19 protein-coding genes and 1 pseudogene are annotated in these 16,001 nt (G+C 62.5%); 12 read left to right on the top strand and 8 right to left on the bottom strand.

Annotated elements, in window-relative coordinates:
- Positions 1-125 precede the first annotated feature (125 nt).
- The 3 genes from PVZ72_RS07015 to PVZ72_RS07005 form a co-directional block, all read right to left on the bottom strand.
- Positions 126-716, bottom strand: coding sequence for an EF-hand domain-containing protein (locus PVZ72_RS07015; protein WP_273861530.1), 591 nt, complete (start codon positions 714-716; stop codon positions 126-128).
- A gap of 100 nt (positions 717-816) precedes the next feature.
- Positions 817-1,875, bottom strand: a complete 1,059-nt coding sequence (locus PVZ72_RS07010) for an ATP-binding protein (protein ID WP_273861529.1) — start codon at positions 1,873-1,875, stop codon at positions 817-819.
- Positions 1,876-1,877: 2 nt separating this feature from the next.
- Positions 1,878-2,618 (bottom strand): response regulator, encoded by a 741-nt coding sequence (locus tag PVZ72_RS07005; RefSeq protein WP_273861528.1) that lies wholly within the window; start codon positions 2,616-2,618, stop codon positions 1,878-1,880.
- 351 nt (positions 2,619-2,969) lie between these two features.
- Between PVZ72_RS07005 and PVZ72_RS07000 the strand changes: the two genes are divergently transcribed.
- The 9 genes and pseudogenes from PVZ72_RS07000 to PVZ72_RS06955 all read left to right on the top strand — a co-directional run.
- Positions 2,970-3,545: a sigma-70 family RNA polymerase sigma factor gene (locus tag PVZ72_RS07000; RefSeq protein WP_273861527.1), complete on the top strand. Its 576-nt coding sequence runs from the start codon at positions 2,970-2,972 to the stop codon at positions 3,543-3,545.
- Entirely contained in the window at positions 3,542-4,249 is a 708-nt protein-coding gene (locus tag PVZ72_RS06995; RefSeq protein ID WP_273861526.1) for an anti-sigma factor, read from the top strand. Before PVZ72_RS07000 ends, PVZ72_RS06995 begins: the two co-directional genes overlap by 4 nt.
- Positions 4,250-4,323: 74 nt before the next feature.
- Positions 4,324-4,887, top strand: coding sequence for a fasciclin domain-containing protein (locus tag PVZ72_RS06990; protein WP_273861525.1), 564 nt, complete (start codon positions 4,324-4,326; stop codon positions 4,885-4,887).
- Positions 4,888-5,124: 237 nt separating this feature from the next.
- Positions 5,125-5,625 (top strand): signal peptidase II, encoded by a 501-nt coding sequence (gene lspA, locus PVZ72_RS06985; protein ID WP_273861524.1) that lies wholly within the window; start codon positions 5,125-5,127, stop codon positions 5,623-5,625.
- Between the two features lie 386 nt (positions 5,626-6,011).
- The gene (locus PVZ72_RS06975; protein WP_309739246.1) at positions 6,012-6,386 is read left to right on the top strand and encodes a metalloregulator ArsR/SmtB family transcription factor; all 375 of its coding nucleotides are present in this window, start codon (positions 6,012-6,014) and stop codon (positions 6,384-6,386) included.
- A complete protein-coding gene (locus PVZ72_RS06970; protein ID WP_273861523.1) occupies positions 6,380-7,669 on the top strand; it encodes an arsenic transporter in 1,290 nt (429 codons plus the stop codon). The genes PVZ72_RS06975 and PVZ72_RS06970 overlap by 7 nt, the downstream gene beginning before the upstream one ends.
- An 8-nt stretch (positions 7,670-7,677) precedes the next feature.
- Positions 7,678-8,151 (top strand): arsenate reductase ArsC, encoded by a 474-nt coding sequence (locus PVZ72_RS06965; protein ID WP_187979309.1) that lies wholly within the window; start codon positions 7,678-7,680, stop codon positions 8,149-8,151.
- Positions 8,148-8,870, top strand: a complete 723-nt coding sequence (arsH, locus tag PVZ72_RS06960; protein ID WP_187979310.1) for an arsenical resistance protein ArsH — start codon at positions 8,148-8,150, stop codon at positions 8,868-8,870. Before PVZ72_RS06965 ends, arsH begins: the two co-directional genes overlap by 4 nt.
- 129 nt (positions 8,871-8,999) lie before the next feature.
- Positions 9,000-9,455, top strand: a pseudogene (locus PVZ72_RS06955) (phage late control D family protein); the annotation flags it as partial.
- Here the strand turns inward: PVZ72_RS06955 and PVZ72_RS06950 are convergent.
- Together PVZ72_RS06950 and PVZ72_RS06945 are read right to left on the bottom strand one after the other, a co-directional pair.
- On the bottom strand, positions 9,452-10,177 hold the full coding sequence (locus tag PVZ72_RS06950) for a hypothetical protein (protein WP_187979311.1): 726 nt from the start codon (positions 10,175-10,177) through the stop codon (positions 9,452-9,454). The pseudogene PVZ72_RS06955 and the gene PVZ72_RS06950 sit on opposite strands and share 4 nt — an antisense overlap.
- 48 nt (positions 10,178-10,225) lie before the next feature.
- Positions 10,226-10,891 (bottom strand): DUF4113 domain-containing protein, encoded by a 666-nt coding sequence (locus PVZ72_RS06945; protein WP_337960392.1) that lies wholly within the window; start codon positions 10,889-10,891, stop codon positions 10,226-10,228.
- A 243-nt stretch (positions 10,892-11,134) separates the two neighbouring features.
- Here PVZ72_RS06945 and dusA point away from each other — a divergent pair, with 243 nt between their 5' ends.
- Positions 11,135-12,145: a tRNA dihydrouridine(20/20a) synthase DusA gene (dusA, locus tag PVZ72_RS06940; protein WP_273861522.1), complete on the top strand. Its 1,011-nt coding sequence runs from the start codon at positions 11,135-11,137 to the stop codon at positions 12,143-12,145.
- Positions 12,146-12,192: 47 nt separating this feature from the next.
- A complete protein-coding gene (tal, locus tag PVZ72_RS06935) occupies positions 12,193-13,119 on the top strand; it encodes a transaldolase (RefSeq protein ID WP_133861615.1) in 927 nt (308 codons plus the stop codon).
- A 12-nt stretch (positions 13,120-13,131) separates the two neighbouring features.
- On the opposite strand, the gene rssC is transcribed toward tal, so the two are convergent.
- Together rssC and rssB are read right to left on the bottom strand one after the other, a co-directional pair.
- A complete protein-coding gene (gene rssC, locus PVZ72_RS06930; RefSeq protein ID WP_007158388.1) occupies positions 13,132-13,614 on the bottom strand; it encodes an anti-sigma factor antagonist RssC in 483 nt (160 codons plus the stop codon).
- A complete protein-coding gene (rssB, locus tag PVZ72_RS06925; RefSeq protein ID WP_133861614.1) occupies positions 13,611-14,795 on the bottom strand; it encodes a two-component system response regulator RssB in 1,185 nt (394 codons plus the stop codon). The genes rssC and rssB overlap by 4 nt, the downstream gene beginning before the upstream one ends.
- 204 nt (positions 14,796-14,999) lie before the next feature.
- Here rssB and PVZ72_RS06920 point away from each other — a divergent pair, with 204 nt between their 5' ends.
- Entirely contained in the window at positions 15,000-15,299 is a 300-nt protein-coding gene (locus PVZ72_RS06920; protein ID WP_187979315.1) for a PilZ domain-containing protein, read from the top strand.
- A 59-nt stretch (positions 15,300-15,358) separates the two neighbouring features.
- Here the strand turns inward: PVZ72_RS06920 and PVZ72_RS06915 are convergent, their stop codons facing one another.
- Positions 15,359-15,985: an MlaA family lipoprotein gene (locus tag PVZ72_RS06915; RefSeq protein ID WP_273861521.1), complete on the bottom strand. Its 627-nt coding sequence runs from the start codon at positions 15,983-15,985 to the stop codon at positions 15,359-15,361.
- Positions 15,986-16,001: the final 16 nt, after the last annotated feature.

Below are 16,001 nucleotides of genomic sequence, written 5' to 3'. Positions count from 1 at the left end.
CGATTAGCCGTAAGCCAAGGTACTCGCCCCTGAAGGGAGCTGGTGGCAAGAAGGGAATCGAGTGCAAGGTGATTGCGCAGACCGGACGGCCGCTGGCCGCCCTGCCCTGTGTTGCCGATCTCCGCTCAGGCGGCCACGTTCAAGGTGCTGCCCGTGGCGGTGCTGCTGCCGTTGCTGCCAATGCTCTGGTACTGCCGCAATACCGCCTGGACCAGTTGCGTGTAGGGGCTCGACGACGTCTGAGCGCTGGAATCGGCCTCGCTGTCCCCTTGCCCGCTCGCCTCCTGCGGCGGTGGCGGCGGCATGCGCGGACGCGCCGAACCACCTGGTCCGGCGACGCTGGAATCGCCGGAATCCTCGGTGCCCCCTTGCCCCTGGGGACCAACGGGAGGCGGTGCGAAGACCGAAGCGAATTCGCTTTCGCCGACGCTGCCATCACCATCCTGGTCGAGCATGCCGAGCAGCTTGTCGACGTCGATAGCCCCGCTCTGGTCGGTATCCGTCTGGGTATCGCTCGCCGCGCTGGCGGCGGTGGCGAGTTCGCTCTTACTGATGGAACCGTCGCCATCGGCGTCGAGCTTGCCGAACAGCTTCTGCAACGGATTGCCGTCTTCGCTGCCGCTGACGCTATTACCGGACGCTGTCGTGCCTGTGCCTTTGATCGCGCTGGCACTGCTGTAGTAGCTGGAGTAGCCACTGCCTATTCCGCTGATCATGGATGTCTCTCCCGGGAATGCGGACATCAGTGTTCCGCACCGCCCAGTATCCGCCGGGTAGATGTCAGCCATTTGGTCACTTTGTATGCCCGGCGATACATCAGGGGCGTGGCAGCACCACCTGGCAGGTCAGGCCGCCGCCGGGCGTTTCCCCGAGGGTCAGCTCGCCGCCCATGTGCGCCGCCGCTTCCCGCGCGATGGCCAGCCCCAGCCCGGTCCCACCCGAGGATCGATTGCGCGAGCCCTCCAGGCGATAGAAGGGTTCGAACACCGCTTCCCGATACTGGGCTGGTATCCCCGGCCCGCGGTCGAGGATGGAGATCAGCAGCCGCTCCGGTTGCTCGCTCAGGCAGATCTCCGCCTGGCCGGCGTAGCGCAGGGCATTCTGCAGCAGATTGCCCAGGCAGGAGCGCAACGCCATGGGCGCCACCTTCAACGGCTGGCAGCTGCCCTCGACAGCGACCTGGGCGCCCTCCTCCGCCGCATCTTCGGCCATGGCCTCGACCAGCGCCTGCACGTCGCAGAGGATGGGACGCTCCTGGCGGTGCTGTTCGCGGAGATACCTCAGGGTGCCGTCGAGCAACTCGATCATGTCATCCACGTCCTGGCTGACCCGGGCATGCAGGCGCGGATCGTCGATGTCCTCGATGCGCAGCTTCACCCGCGCCAGGGGCGTGCGCAGGTCATGGGAGATGGCCGTGAGCATGCGCCCGCGCTGCTGGAGCTGTTCGAGCAGATGCTGGTGCATGCGGTTGAGCGCCCGCGCGGCTTCCCGGGTCTCCCAGGGGCCGGTGACCGGAATGGGCGAACCGTCGAGGTTATGGCTGAGGTGTTCGGCGGTCTCGGTCAGCTGGCGTAGCGGCCGCGTCAGCAATCGCGCACCGAGCCAGGCGGCGATCACCAGCGAGCCCAGCTGGAAGATCAGCGGGCCGCCGAGAAACCACTCGATGCGCCGCCAGACGCCGGGCTCCCGGTGCGGGAAAGGCCCGGGCGGCGGTGGCCGATCGAAGGCGGCTTCACCCTCCATGGGTGGCGGCGGTGGCGGCGGTCGCTCGCCGAGTCCATGCCGAAACCAGAAAAAGGCCAGCAGATGGCCCAGCAGGATGGCCAGTAGAAAGACCGCGAACAGGCGGGCGAACAGCGTATCCAGGCGGCGCACGGCTAGTGCCCTATCTGCCTGGCATCGAACAGATAGCCCTCGCCGCGCACCGTCTTGATCAACTGCGGCGCGCGGGGATCGTCGCCCAGCTTGCTGCGCAAGCGCGACACCTGCAGATCGATGCTGCGATCGAAGGCCTCGATCGCCCGGCCGCGGGTGGCGTCGAGCAACTGCTCGCGGCTCAGGACCTGGCGCGGCTGCTCGATGAAGACCCACAGCAGCCGCACCTCGGCATTGGACAGGGGTACCATCACCCCGGCCGGCGAGTGCAGCTGATGCAGGATGCCATCGAGCTTCCAGCCATCGAAGCTGACACTGGTCCGCGGCGCCTTGCGCTGGGGCACGCGGCCATCCTGGGTCCGGCGCAGCACCGACTGGATCCGCGCGACCAGTTCCCGGGGCTCGAAGGGCTTGGCCATATAGTCGTCGGCGCCCAGCTCCAGGCCAATGATGCGATCCGCCGGCTCGCACTGGGCGGTCAGCATCAGGATGGGAATGCCGCTGTCGCGCCGCAGTGAACGACAGAGGGAAAGCCCGTCCTCCCCCGGCAGCATCAGATCCAGCACCACCAGATCGAAGGCCTCCTCCGCCAGCGCCCGGCGCATCTCCAGGCCGTCACCCACCCCCCGGGCATTGATGCTGAAACGCGCCAGATAGCCACAGATCAACTCGCGGATCGACGGATCGTCATCCACTAGCAGGATGCGCGAGGTCCAGCGCGGGGATTCGGATGACAGCGACATCGGGGCTACCTGAACAGTCGGACGATCTGGACGTGCATGCTAGCCGCTCAGCCCGCGAGGCAGCTACGGCCTGGCATGTAGCCTTGTGTAAAGGTGGTCAAGGAGCGGATACGGAGAGGGAGCCGGCAGGCCCGCGCGCCCTAAGCCACCCGAGCAAGCATTAGCGCACGAGGGTAATCGCGATTGCGAAGCCGCCCGTTCGATGGTAAATCGGACAGATCGCCCCTCGCTGCTGCGGTCGTCCGAGGCGGTGAAGCCATCAAGCACCGCAATCCCGGGCCTCTTGCTGCTCGGCCCCGATAGGGCTGACGCCCAGCTACCTTTGTTGCGCCTCCTTTCGGAACGCCATCCTTGACGAGCAGATCAGCCGTATCGGCCAGCCCTGAAACGAACCCGGAGCCCGTTGCGCTCAATGTCCTGCTGCAGGCCTGCGGCCAGGGCAATCGCCTGGCCTTCGAAACGCTCTACCGCGTGACCGCGAGCAAACTGTTCGGCGTGTGCCTGCAGTACGTGGGGGATCGCGCGGAGGCGGAAGAGGTCCTGCAGGAGGCCTATACCGCCATCTGGCTCAAGGCCGGCACCTTCGACGCCACACGTTCCAGCGCCCTGACCTGGATGGCGACCCTGGCGCGCCACAAGGGCATCGATCGACGCCGCGCCCAGCATCGACACGAGCCGCTCGACAGCCTGGCCGAGTGGCCGGCAACCCAGTCCGTCGCCGAAGACTTCGAAGCCCATCGCCAGCGTCGCCAGATCGAGCTCTGCCTGAAAACCCTGGGCAAGGACCAGCAGACCTATATCCGGGTCGCCTTCTTCGAGGGCTATTCCTATGCCGAACTGGCCGCCCGCCACAGTATCGCGCTCGGCACGATGAAAAGCTGGATCCGGCGTGGCCTCCTGCAACTGCGCGCGTGCCTGGGCCTATGAACGACAAGGAGATCCCCCCTTCCGACCGACAGGCGCTGCTCATCGCGGAATACGCCCTGGGCGTACTGTCCGCCGAAGAACGCCTGGAGGTGGAAGAACTCGTGCGGCGGGAGCCTGCTTACCAGGCGCAACTGGCGGCCTGGCAGCGGCATTTCGCCGAGTGGCTCGATGAGTTTCCGGTCGTCGAACCGCCGGCTCACGTCTGGCACGGTATCCAGAAACGGCTGTTCCCGACAGAGGAACCGGCACCCGAGCCGATCCGCCGCTGGAACAATCCGCGCCTGTGGCGCTGGACGACCGGGCTGACGCTGGTCGCTGCCCTCGTGCTGGCGCTGCTCGTGTTGCTGCGCCCGGTCCAGGTCGCGACACCTGCCCTGCTCGCCCGCCTGGAACAGAGCAATGGCAGCCTGGCATTCAGCGTCACCCTGCAGGGGAACGGCCGGCAGCTGCTGTTCGTGCCCACCGGCAAGCCGGATTGGCCAGACAGGAGCGCCGAGGCCTGGATCATCACGACGGATGGCAGACCCCATTCCCTGGGCCTGCTCGACGACGCTACGGCCGTGACCCTGGCCGTTCCCGCGGGACTCGCTTCGGCACTGACGCCAGGGGCGGTACTGGCGGTCTCCCTCGAGCCGCGGACCGGCTCGCCGACAGGCGCGCCGACGGGGCCGGTCATCGCCCAGGGAAAAATAATCGCGCTTTGATGCATCCGTTTGCCGGGCCGCTCCGTACATTCATCACCCTCATCCGGAGGGCCGAAGAACTCAGGAGACGCACCATGCACACCTTGCTCAAGCGCATCGCCATCGTAGCCAGTCTCGCGATCCTAGGTGCCACCGCCCCGCTCAGCTTCGCCGCCGATACCGTCATGGTCGGCGGCGCGCCCATGTACCCGTCCAAGACCATCGTCGAGAACGCCGTCAACTCCAAGGACCACACCACGCTGGTGGCGGCCGTCAAGGCGGCGGGTCTGGTCGACACCCTCAATGGCAGCGGCCCCTTCACCGTCTTCGCGCCGACCAACGAAGCCTTCGCCAAGCTGCCGGCCGGCACCGTCGATACCCTGGTCAAGCCCGAGCACAAGGCCGACCTGACCAGGATCCTGACCTACCACGTGGTGCCCGGTACCCACACCGCCAAACAACTGATGGCCGAGGCGAAGATGCATGGCGGCATGACCAAGCTGAAAACCGTCCAGGGCGAAGACCTCACCGTGAAGCTGCATGACGGCAAACTCTGGCTGGTCGACGCCAAGGGCGGCAAGGCCGCCGTCACCATCGCCGACGTGATGCAGTCCAACGGCGTGATCCACGTGGTCGATACCGTACTGATGCCGAAGTAACGGGCAGGCGGCGGGCGGACACCTGTGAGGGGTGTCCGCTTTTACTGGGTAGCGATCCGTGGGGCGGTTGCCTCTTCCGTCGAGAGCCATACGAGACCGAATTTAGGCAAGTCAGCTACGCGAGACGCGCCCGGCTCCCGTACCTCTTGGATGCTCGACGACATAACCATCTGCGAAGTTAAAAGGCAGCTTTGATACGATCATGCCGCCGACTAACGTACATAGATGGAGATTTCGATGAAGCGGAGCACCTGGACCCTCTGGGCTATTGTAGGGGCGGGACTGGCTTTTGTAGCGATAGACCAACTGATTAAGCTCGCCGCGTTGGCTCAGCTTGCCGCAATCTCCTATCGGCTTGGCACCTCCAGCCTATGGATGGATGTGGTCCTGAGTCTGAATCCTGGCGCCTTCCTCAGCATCGGTCAGGATCTGCCATCGACAGTGAAATCACTGATTTTCCTTTGCGCGCTGGCAGCTGTCGCAGGCGTAAGCTACTGGGCGCTCTCGCGTTGGCAGCAGTCCCCAGGTCGCTCGGCGGCTCTGTACCTGATCGCTCTTGGAGGCGGTTCGAATCTCATCGATCGATTCTTTCGCGATGGCCACGTTGTCGACTACCTGGTCCTGAACCTGGGCTCACTCCACACAGGCGTCTTCAACCTCGCGGACGTAGCGATCATGGCAGGTGTGGCCTACCTGGCCCTGTCAGGATTTTCGAAAGAACAGAAGGCGCTAGCCTGATCTACGAAGACGACGACCAGCACGGTTAACTGCAAGGCTGATCACGAGAGCTACGACGCCTTGCGGGCCTTCTTCCACGACATCTACAGCGCTAAAAAGCAGGAGGCCATTGCCGGCGGTGGCGACAACGTGAAGGACCTGGGCCACACCTACGCCTACCAACTCGCCCTGGGCCGCCCTGAGCTCATGCCCGAACTCACCTACACCCTGCAAGGGCGTGAAGGCCGAGAATCTAGTACGGAGGAAGCGTGCAGCACCGCTTCACCGCGGACGGCGGCTACCCAATTCCGCCTCGAGCTGGAAGCCAAGCTGCCGGAAGCTAGACCGCCAGTTGATACATATGTATTTTCGCATATGCGGATTTTCATATATTCAAGGCTCTGGCTATGTCCCCCACCAGCTTCTTCAAATGTCTCGCTGACGATACGCGCGGGCGCATCATGCTCATGCTCTGCGCCGAAGCGGAATTGTGCGTGTGCGAACTCATCCACGCGCTCGACGACAGCCAGCCGAAAGTCTCACGCCACCTTGCGCAGCTACGCGCCTGCGGATTGCTTGAGGATCGGCGCCAAGGACAGTGGATCTACTACCGGCTGCACCCCCAATTGCCTGCCTGGGCCCGGGAGGTTCTGGAGCTGACGCTCGGGGCAAACCTGCCGTGGGTACAGCCTCAGATGGATCGCCTCGCCGCAATGGACAGCCGGCCTACCAGGCAGGCTGCTTGCTGCCCGCCAGGCGCGGTGGAGACCGCGTCATGCTGATTGCTGCATCGATCTTCCTTCTGACCCTGGTACTGGTGATCCGGCAACCAAGAGGGCTTGGCGTGGGCTGGAGCGCAGCGGGCGGTGCGGTACTGGCGCTACTGACGGGCACCGTCAGCCTGGCCGACGTCCCTGTTGTCTGGAACATCGTCTGGAATGCGACGGCTACCTTCATCGCCGTGATCATCATCAGCCTGGTACTGGATGAAGCGGGCTTTTTCGAGTGGACAGCGCTCCATGTCGCCCGCTGGGGACGCGGCAAATCAGGCAGGCTGTTCGCCTACATGATCCTGCTGGGCGCCGTCGTGTCCGCCCTGTTCGCCAACGACGGCGCAGCCCTCATCCTGACACCCATCGTGATCGCCATGCTGGTAGCGCTGCGCTTCAGTCCGGCCTCGACGCTTGCCTTCGTCATGGCTGCGGGCTTCATCGCCGATACGGCCAGCCTCCCACTGGTGGTGTCCAACCTGGTCAACATCGTTTCCGCTGACTTCTTTCAGATCGACTTCGGCGAATACGCCTCGATCATGTGGCCGGTCAATATCGTCAGCGTCGCCGCGACGCTATTGATGCTGTGGCTGTTCTACCGCAAGGACATCCCGGCGTCTTACGACCCGCACGCGCTCGAACAGCCGCAGAACGCCATTCGCGATCGCGCTACCTTCCAGGCGGGATGGTGGATCCTGGGTTTCCTCCTGGTCGGGCTATTCGCCTTGGAGCCGCTCGGGATTCCGATCAGTGCAGTGGCAGCGGTCTGTGCAGCTGTGCTGCTCATCATCGCCGGCAAGGGATCGGTCATCTCCACACGCCAGGTACTCGCCAAGGCCCCCTGGCAGGTCGTGCTCTTCTCGCTGGGCATGTACCTGGTGATCTACGGCCTGCGCAATGCGGGGCTCACCGAGGCCCTTTCCTCCCTGCTCAACACCTTCGCCAGTCATGGCCTGTGGTCGGCAACCCTGGGCACCGGCCTCACCGCTGCGCTGCTCTCCTCGATCATGAACAACATGCCCAGCGTCTTGATCGGCGCCCTGTCCATCCAGGGCGGTGAGGCCAGCGGGGTCGTCCAGCAGGCCATGATCTACGCCAACGTCATCGGGTGCGATCTGGGTCCGAAGATCACGCCGATCGGCAGCCTGGCCACCCTGCTCTGGCTCCACGTCCTGGCCCAGAAAGGCATCCGCATCACCTGGGGCTACTACTTCCGAGTGGGCTGCGTGCTCACCTTTCCCATCCTGATCGCCACCCTCGCCGCCCTGGCCGTGCGCCTCAGCATTCATCCGTAGGAGAAGCCATGAAAGTCCTCTTTATGTGCACGGCCAATAGCTGCCGCAGCGTTCTGTCTGAAGGTCTCTTCAACCACCTTGCACCTGCTGGCTGCTCTGCCGTGAGCTCAGGCAGCTTTCCCAGCGGACGGTTGAACCCTATCGCGGTCCAGACGCTGGAGGGCCTGGGCATCGATACTTCCGGCCTCTACAGCAAAGGGTCCGAGACCTTTGAAGGCAACCCGCCAGACATCATCATCACGGTCTGTGACAAGGCGGGAGGCGAGCCCTGTCCGGTCTTCTTTGGTCCCTCGATAAAAAGCCACTGGGGCTTGGCGGATCCTTCTGACGTTGTCGGCAATAATGACCAGGTCCAGGCCGCGTTCGATGCAACGGTGGCTCAGATCCGCAGAAGACTGGACGCCTTTTTCCGTCTAGACCCGAACGCATTGAGCCCAGCGCAACTGAAGCAGGCGCTCGATGAGATCGGAGAGATCCAATGAGCGCCACTCTCGAAACCAGCCCCAACCTGGACGAATCGCTATTCGACGTCCCTACCGTCGATAAGCTCTCCGAGCCGGAACAGCTTCAGCACAAGCCGCGCATCCTGCTGCTGTACGGATCGAATCGGGAGCGCTCCTTCAGCCGGCTGCTGGTTGAGGAAGCAGCCCGAATCCTGCAGCTCATGGGCGCCGAGACGGCAGTCTTCAATCCAACCGGCCTGCCGCTGCCTGACGACGCGCCGGTAGAGCATCCCAAGGTTCAGGAGCTTCGCGATCTGGTGCTCTGGTCCGAAGGGCAGGTGTGGTGCTCCCCCGAGCGCCATGGCTCGATGTCAGCGGTATTCAAGGCGCAGATCGACTGGATTCCGCTCACGCTGGGCGCGGTACGTCCTACCCAAGGCAAGACGCTCGCTGTCATGCAGGTCAGTGGCGGATCCCAGTCGTTCAACACGGTGAACCAGCTGCGGATCCTCGGCCGCTGGATGCGCATGGTGACCATCCCCAACCAGTCATCGGTCCCCAAGGCGTTCCTGGAATTCGACGAAGCGGGTCGCATGAAACCCTCGGCCTACTACGACCGGGTGGTGGACGTCATGGAGGAGCTGATGAAATTCACGCTTCTCACCAGAGGCCGGGACGCCTACCTGGTTGATCGCTACTCCGAGCGCAAGGAGAGCGCAGAAGCACTTTCAGCGCGGGTCAATCAGCGCTCGATCTGATCGACGGCCTTCCAACCTGTCCGCGGCAACTCCCCGACCGCGTCGTATACCCCCCGACAGCAGCTCCCGCCGCATCTACCACCGGATCGGCGGGCACAAGGCCGTAGCGTTTCCAGTCCTCAACTTGCTGCGTCTCGCCAGAGTCCCCTTTCAGCCTACGCCACACGACATTTTCCGCGCACTACCGCCACCCTTGCCTACCCGCTCGCCCTGGCCCGACCGAAGCTCATGCCCGAACCCGCCTACACCCTGCAGGGTGTGAAGGCCGAGATCGACGCCATCATCTGGTACGGCGGGAACGTGCAGCACAGTCTCACGGCGGACGGCGGCTACACCACGCGCCTCGAGCTGGAAGCCAAGCTGCCGGAAGACCTGGTCGCCGACCTGGTCGACGAGATCCAGGGCGACTACACCGGCATCATCGCCTACTACCGAGATCCCGAGACCGGCAAGGAGCACACCCTCACCGAGGGCGACCAGAGCAAGCCGCGGCGGCTCAGGCACCTGTACGCCACCAAGGCGACGGCGAAGCGGGCCGTGGAAAGGGAGTGGAAAAAGCTGAAAGAAACTGACCTGGCTACCTAACGCGGTAGAGCAGGCTGACAGTCCGAGGCACTAGCCAATGGAGAAACAACCCACTCACTACCTGGATCAATAATGGAAAACCTTTGGCGAGGTTCGCAAGGCAGTACCAAATACTTACCATTCACAGAGCCCACCAATATTGATTTATCAGCTCCAGAGAGCCTAGACACCATATAAGTAGAACCCAGCCCTTTAGCAACTTCCTTATATTTCGAATCTGTAGCTATATAAATTAATACAAAAAGTAGAACAGGAACCCCCATGAAGTAAATTGAAAGATTCTTCGCCTCACGCTTCTCATATATGGAAAAAAATAAATCATAAAATATTGGCCCCATATAAACGTAAGGGAACACCTCCATTACGGGGTCAAAAAACACTGACGATTTGGAGAATAATTTCGAAAGCCCGCCAGCGATCAAGAGGGAGACCAACCCTATCAACCCTAGGATAACCTGAGCATTCTGAAGCGAATTCTCTCGCCATTTTGTAAAGCTAAATATTACTGCCGAGACAAACGCCGCTGCCACCCCAACAGCGCCATTCGCTATAAAGTCTTGTGGCCCATGAAACCTAAGAACCCACGTGCAATCCAGAACCGCATATAGGACTGCTAGCTTTAGATAGCCCAGAGCATACGTGACAAGTGTAAGAGTCGTTATAATTGCCCCAAATTCGATGATTCGGCGGGGTGGTTTTTCAATGTCAGCAGAACCTTCCATGCTCGCACTTTCCTAACAGGCAAATTGTTATTAACCAATCATAGCGGATTAGATTGCATAATCTAGCCAGCCTGCGGTAACTCCCCCCCACCTTGTCATATACCCCCGCGACAACAGCTCCCGCCGCATCTGCCACCCCGGATCGGCGGGCACCCGCCCCACGTGTAGCGCCGCCCGCCCGTATCGCGCATTGATCCGGTCCACCACCCGCATCCGCTCGCTGGGCCGCCCCTGCCAGGCCGGGGCGAAGAGATCCGGCGTGAACTCGTCCGTCTGCACGATGCTGCCCAGCACCCCGGCGCACTTCGAGTAGGCGTAGCCCTCGCGATAAATGGGGTCCAAGCCGGCCAGAACGACCTGCACCAGGAGGCGGGTGTAATCGATAGGGTGCGCGAGCGGGATACACAGGCTGCGGTAGTAGCGGCGCTCCTCCAGCTCATGCTGCCCGGTCTGGATGCTCACCAGCGCCAGCGTTCTGGTGCTGGATATCCCGACGCCGATGGGCATATGCACTCGCGTCAGGCTCTTACGGTCCAGCCCCAGGACGCCAAGCAGGCCGATGAGGTCCGCCCAGCACTTGTTGATCGAATACGCCTCCACGTCCAGCACCATCCCCTGGATGGTCCGCACCACCCGGTTCGAGACGTCGGCGTAGAGCTTGTAGTTGGAATTGAGGAAGCCCACGTTGTGCTCTGGACACGCGCCATATCTCACTTTCTCATCGATACTTAAAGGGTCCGCTTCCAATCGGATGCCTGGCTTTCCTGATAGACTCAACCCTGAACCCCAGCATGCTGCAGACCCGGATTTCTACGCTTGTTCTGCCGTTTTTTGGCAGTGAGACGTTAGCGTTCCCCTTCCGATTCAACTCATGCTCCTTACGCTTGCGACCTTGCAGCTACAGCTCTACTGAAGCGGCTGAAAGGTAGCAAACCAGCTCCACACAGACGTACCGAGATGCTTGCCGAAACCGCCTCAAACCCAGCAACCACGCGCCCTGAGCCGTCCCGCCGCTTCTCCGTGGCGCCCATGATGGATTGGACGGACCGCCATTGCCGCTATTTCCATCGTTTGCTGTCCCAGCATGCCCTGCTCTATACGGAGATGGTCACCACCGGTGCCCTGTTGCATGGCGATGCCCAGCGCTTTCTGCGCCATGACGAGACCGAGCATCCCCTGGCGCTGCAGCTGGGCGGCAGCGTGCCGGCCGAGCTGGCCGCCGCGGCGCGGTTGGGTGAGCAGGCGGGGTATGACGAGATCAACCTGAATGTCGGCTGCCCCAGCGACCGGGTGCAGAACAACATGATCGGCGCCTGCCTGATGGCCTATCCCGAGCGGGTGGCCGACAGCGTCAAGGCAATGCGCGATGCCGTGGCTATCCCGGTGACGGTCAAGCACCGCATCGGCATCTCCGGGCGCGACAGCTACGAGGCCCTGCGGGACTTCGTCGGCCAGGTCGCCGAGGCCGGTTGCCGCAGCTTTACCGTGCACGCGCGCATCGCCATCCTCGAAGGGCTGTCGCCCAAGCAGAATCGCGAGATCCCGCCGCTGCGCTACGACGTGGCCGCGCAGCTGGTGCAGGATTTTCCGGATCTCGAATTCATCCTGAATGGCGGGATCAAGACCCTGGACACCTGCCGCGAGCAGCTGGAGGTCTTCGATGGGGTGATGCTGGGTCGCGAGGCCTACCAGAATCCCTACCTACTGGCGGAAGTGGACGCGGCGCTCTACGACTGCGACCGCCCGCAACTGACCCGCCATGAGGTCATGCTGCAGCTGCGGCCCTATGTCGAGGCGCATCTGCAACAGGGTGGGCTCATCCATCACGTCACCCGCCATATCCTGGGCCTGGCGCAGGGCTTTCCCGGCGCGCGGCGCTTCCGTCAACTGCTGTCCACCGATCTGCATCGCAGCCCTGAACCGCTGCGCCTGTATGACGAGGCCACTGAACTTCTCAGGGGCCACTGAGTCACGTCTCCACGATGTCCATTCGTTAACCGAAGGAAAGACCTGCCATGAGCAAGCTGGAACAACTCAAGCAATACACCACGGTCGTCGCCGATACCGGCGATCTGGACGCCATCGCCCGCCTCAAGCCCTACGACGCCACCACCAACCCCTCGCTGCTGCTCAAGGCCGCTGCCCTGCCCCGCTACGAAGAACACCTGCAGGCTGCCTTCAGCGGCGCCAAGGGTGACATCGGTCTGGCCTGCGATCGCTTCGCCGTGGCCGTCGGTGGCGAGATCCTCAAGCTGATCCCCGGTCGCATCTCCACCGAGGTGGATGCGCGCCTGTCGTTCGACACCGCCGCCACCCTGGATCGCGCCCATCGCCTGATCGAACTGTACGAGAAGGCCGGTATCGGCAAGGACCGCGTGCTGATCAAGATCGCCTCCACCTGGGAAGGCATCCGCGCCGCCGAGCAACTGGAGAAGGAAGGCATCCAGACCAACCTGACCCTGCTGTTCTCCTTCGCCCAGGCCGCCGCCTGCGCCGAAGCGGGCGTATTCCTGATCTCGCCCTTCGTCGGTCGCATCTACGACTGGTACAAGAAGGCCGAAGGCCGTGACTACGAAGGCGCGGAAGATCCGGGCGTGAAGTCCGTCACCCGCATCTACCAGTACTACAAGGCCAATGGCTACGACACCGTGGTGATGGGTGCCAGCTTCCGCAACCTGAACCAGATCGAGCAGCTGGCCGGCTGTGATCGCCTGACCATCAGCCCCGAATTGCTGCAGCAGCTGTCGGAAGCCCAGGGCGACCTGCCGCGCGTGCTGAACGCCGACAGCACCGGTGGCGAGCCCAAGCAGCAGCTGAACGAGGCCGCCTTCCGCTGGGCGCACAACGAAGACGCCATGGCCACCGAAAAGCTGGCTGAAGGCATTCGCCAGTTCGCGCGGGATCAGGAAAAGCTGGAAGTGCTGCTGCCCGGCAAGCGCTAAAGGATCATTCGGTCAGTGCCTTTCGAGGGCACTGACCAGATCGCGAAAGGCATTGCGGTTGGATTCATTGAGGCCCATCAACACCCGATGGGCTTCAAGCACGCGACTGCGCACCTCGGCTTCGGACTGGTCCTGCGGTGGCAGGTCGGTCAGGCAATCCGGGCAAGGCAGTACGGTCTCGACGATGTTGAACACCTGATCGAAACCCATGGAATCCAGCAGGCGCAGGATGTCCGGGTTGTTGGTGGTCAGCATGGGCAGCAGCCCGATGCGCTGCCGCGACAGGATCGACAGCTTGGCCAGGAGGCCCAGGGTGGTGCTGTCGATACTCTGCGTCTCGGTCAGGTCGATGACGATGGAGGAGAAATTCAACGACGAGAAGATGTGTTCGATGGTCGCGTCCAGCGCCGAGCACAGGGTGAGACGCACCTCGCCGGTAAACTTCAGGACGAAGGTTCCATCCTGCTCGGCAAATTGGATTTTTCCGGTGCTCATGCCAGGTTCCTGCTCAACACCAGCAAAGCGATATCGTCGGGCATCTCGGTGACGGATGCCAGATCCAGGGCTTCGCTCAGGCCTGCCAGTGTACCGCCGGCGCGGCGGACGTAGTCGGGCAAGCTGTGTTCTTTCTCTTTCAAATTGTCTCCCGGCAGCAGGTCGAAGATGCCATCCGAAAAGAGGGTCAGGCTGAAACGCTCGGGCAGATCCATCTGGTGGTCATTGTAGGTCGCCTCTTGGAACAGGCCGACCGGCAGCCCCTTGCCGACCAGGAATCGCGTTTCTTCCGGGGTATGCAGGACCGGCAGCGGCAGATGGCCACCGATGCTGTACGCCAGGGTACCCGTGGTTTCGTCGATGACGCCACCCAGCATGGTCACGTGCTTGCCCAATTTGCAATCCAGTAGACCCCTGTTGATGTGGCCAAGCACATCCGAGGGCTTGAATTCGGGCAGGGTGCCGTTGCGCTTGGACTCGTAGAGCAGGCGCGTGGTCATGAACTTGAGCAGCACGGTCACGAAGGCCGAGGACGCGCCATGGCCGGAGACGTCGGCCAGGTAGAAGGCAACACGGTGTTCGTCGATGCGAAAGTAGTCGACGAAGTCGCCGGACAGATACAGCGACGGAATGATCTCGTGGGCGAAGTTCAGCCCTTCGGTTTCCCAGGGCGTCACTGGCAGCATGTTCATCTGCACGTGGCGTCCGGCGTTCTGATCTTCCTGCAGCAGGCTCAGGCTGGCCTGCAGCTCGCGATTGGTGTTTTCCAGCTTGACCCGGTAGCGATCGTTTTCCAGACGCAGACGAGCGCGATCCAAGGCACGGTTGACCGAGTGCTCGAGCACCATCAGGTCTTCCAGCGGCTTGATCAGGTAATCGGCGGCGCCCAGGCGCAGGGCTTCCACGACGTCGCTCATGACGCCGGCGCCGGACAGCACCAGCACGGGCGTATCGATGGACAACTCGCTGATGCGGCGCAGCAGCGTCAGCCCGTCGACCTGCGGCATGCGCAGGTCGCAGATGATGAGGTCGGGCTGTTCGCGCTCGAATATTTCCAGGCCCTGCTGACCATTGCTGGCCTGCAGGACGTTGAAGCCACTGTCTTCGAGATAGTCGGCGAGACTGAGGCGAACCACCTCGTCATCGTCAATGATCAAGAGCGTGGCAGGCGAATTAGACATAGAGGATCCAGGCATGCACCCGAACGGCAAACCGGCGGACACTATCCGACACGGGCCACGGTGATTACGACACGGCGGAGACACTACTCCCATCCACCGGGGCGTTCAAGCTTGCCAACCGGATGGAATTTCTTTACAGGGTGCCGTTATGGAGTTTATACCTCCAGCAACCCGTCATCCATCCTCCCAAGCAGTAGGATTGCCATGAGTACCATCGACCGTTCTTACAGTGAAAAGCGCGACTTCATTCGCATGCATGTCGACTCCAAGGCCTTATTGAAGGTCGGCGACGCCTCCTTCGAGGCGCGTTGCGTCGATCTGTCCAGCACCGGCTTCCAGATCGAGGCCGCCACCAGCCTGCAGATCGGCGACAAGGTGACCGTGCTCATCCCCTCCAGCCATGCCGAACTCCCCGGCCTGGAAGCCGATACCGAGGTCCTGCGCGTCCAGGCGACGGACTCTGGCAAGCAGCTGCTCGGCCTGTCCGTACTGGAAATGCGCTAGAGGCTCCGATCCCCAATAAAAAAGGCAGCCCGTAGGCTGCCTTTTTTATTGGACGGCGACTAGAAGTCGTCGACCACCTGGCCATCCTTGACCTTGAATTCGCGGGTCTGCAGGTAGGCATTGCGGATGAAAACATACTTGTCGCCGGTGATCAGGCGCTCGGCCTGCAGCAGACCGGCCCGGGTGTCGACGGTGCTGAGGGCGAAGGCGCTGTTGCGCACGGCGACATCGTCGACATAGGGATAGGCGCTGGTGTAGCTGTCCGGAATGCGGCCAAGGCCGTCACGCACGCTGCTGGGACCGAAGAATGGCAACACCAGGTAGGGACCGCTGTTGGCGCCCCACTTGCCCAGGGTCTGGCCGAAATCCTCGTCGTTGCGCTGCAGACCGGCCTTGGTCGCCACGTCGACCAGGCCGAGGCCACCCAGGGTGGTGTTCATCAGCAGGCGCGCGGTATCGACCCCGGCGTGCTCGACCTTGCCCTGCAGCAGATCGTTGGCCAGGTTGCGCACGTCACCCAGGTTGTTGAAGAAGTTGCTCACGCCGGTCTGCACGAAGCCGGGCGTGAAGCGCTGATAGCCCTGGGCGACCGGCTTGAGGGCATAGGTATCCAGGGTATCGTTGAACACGAAGATCTTGCGGTTGAAGCCTTCCCAGGGATCGGGATTCTCGGCTTCGGCCGCCATCGCCTGACCGGCAAAC

Source organism: Pseudomonas sp. LA5, assembly GCF_028640825.1.
GTDB lineage: Bacteria > Pseudomonadota > Gammaproteobacteria > Pseudomonadales > Pseudomonadaceae > Chryseomonas > Chryseomonas aestiva.
The sequence above is the reverse complement of the archived record's forward strand: the minus strand, read 5'-3'. Positions and strand labels throughout refer to the sequence as shown.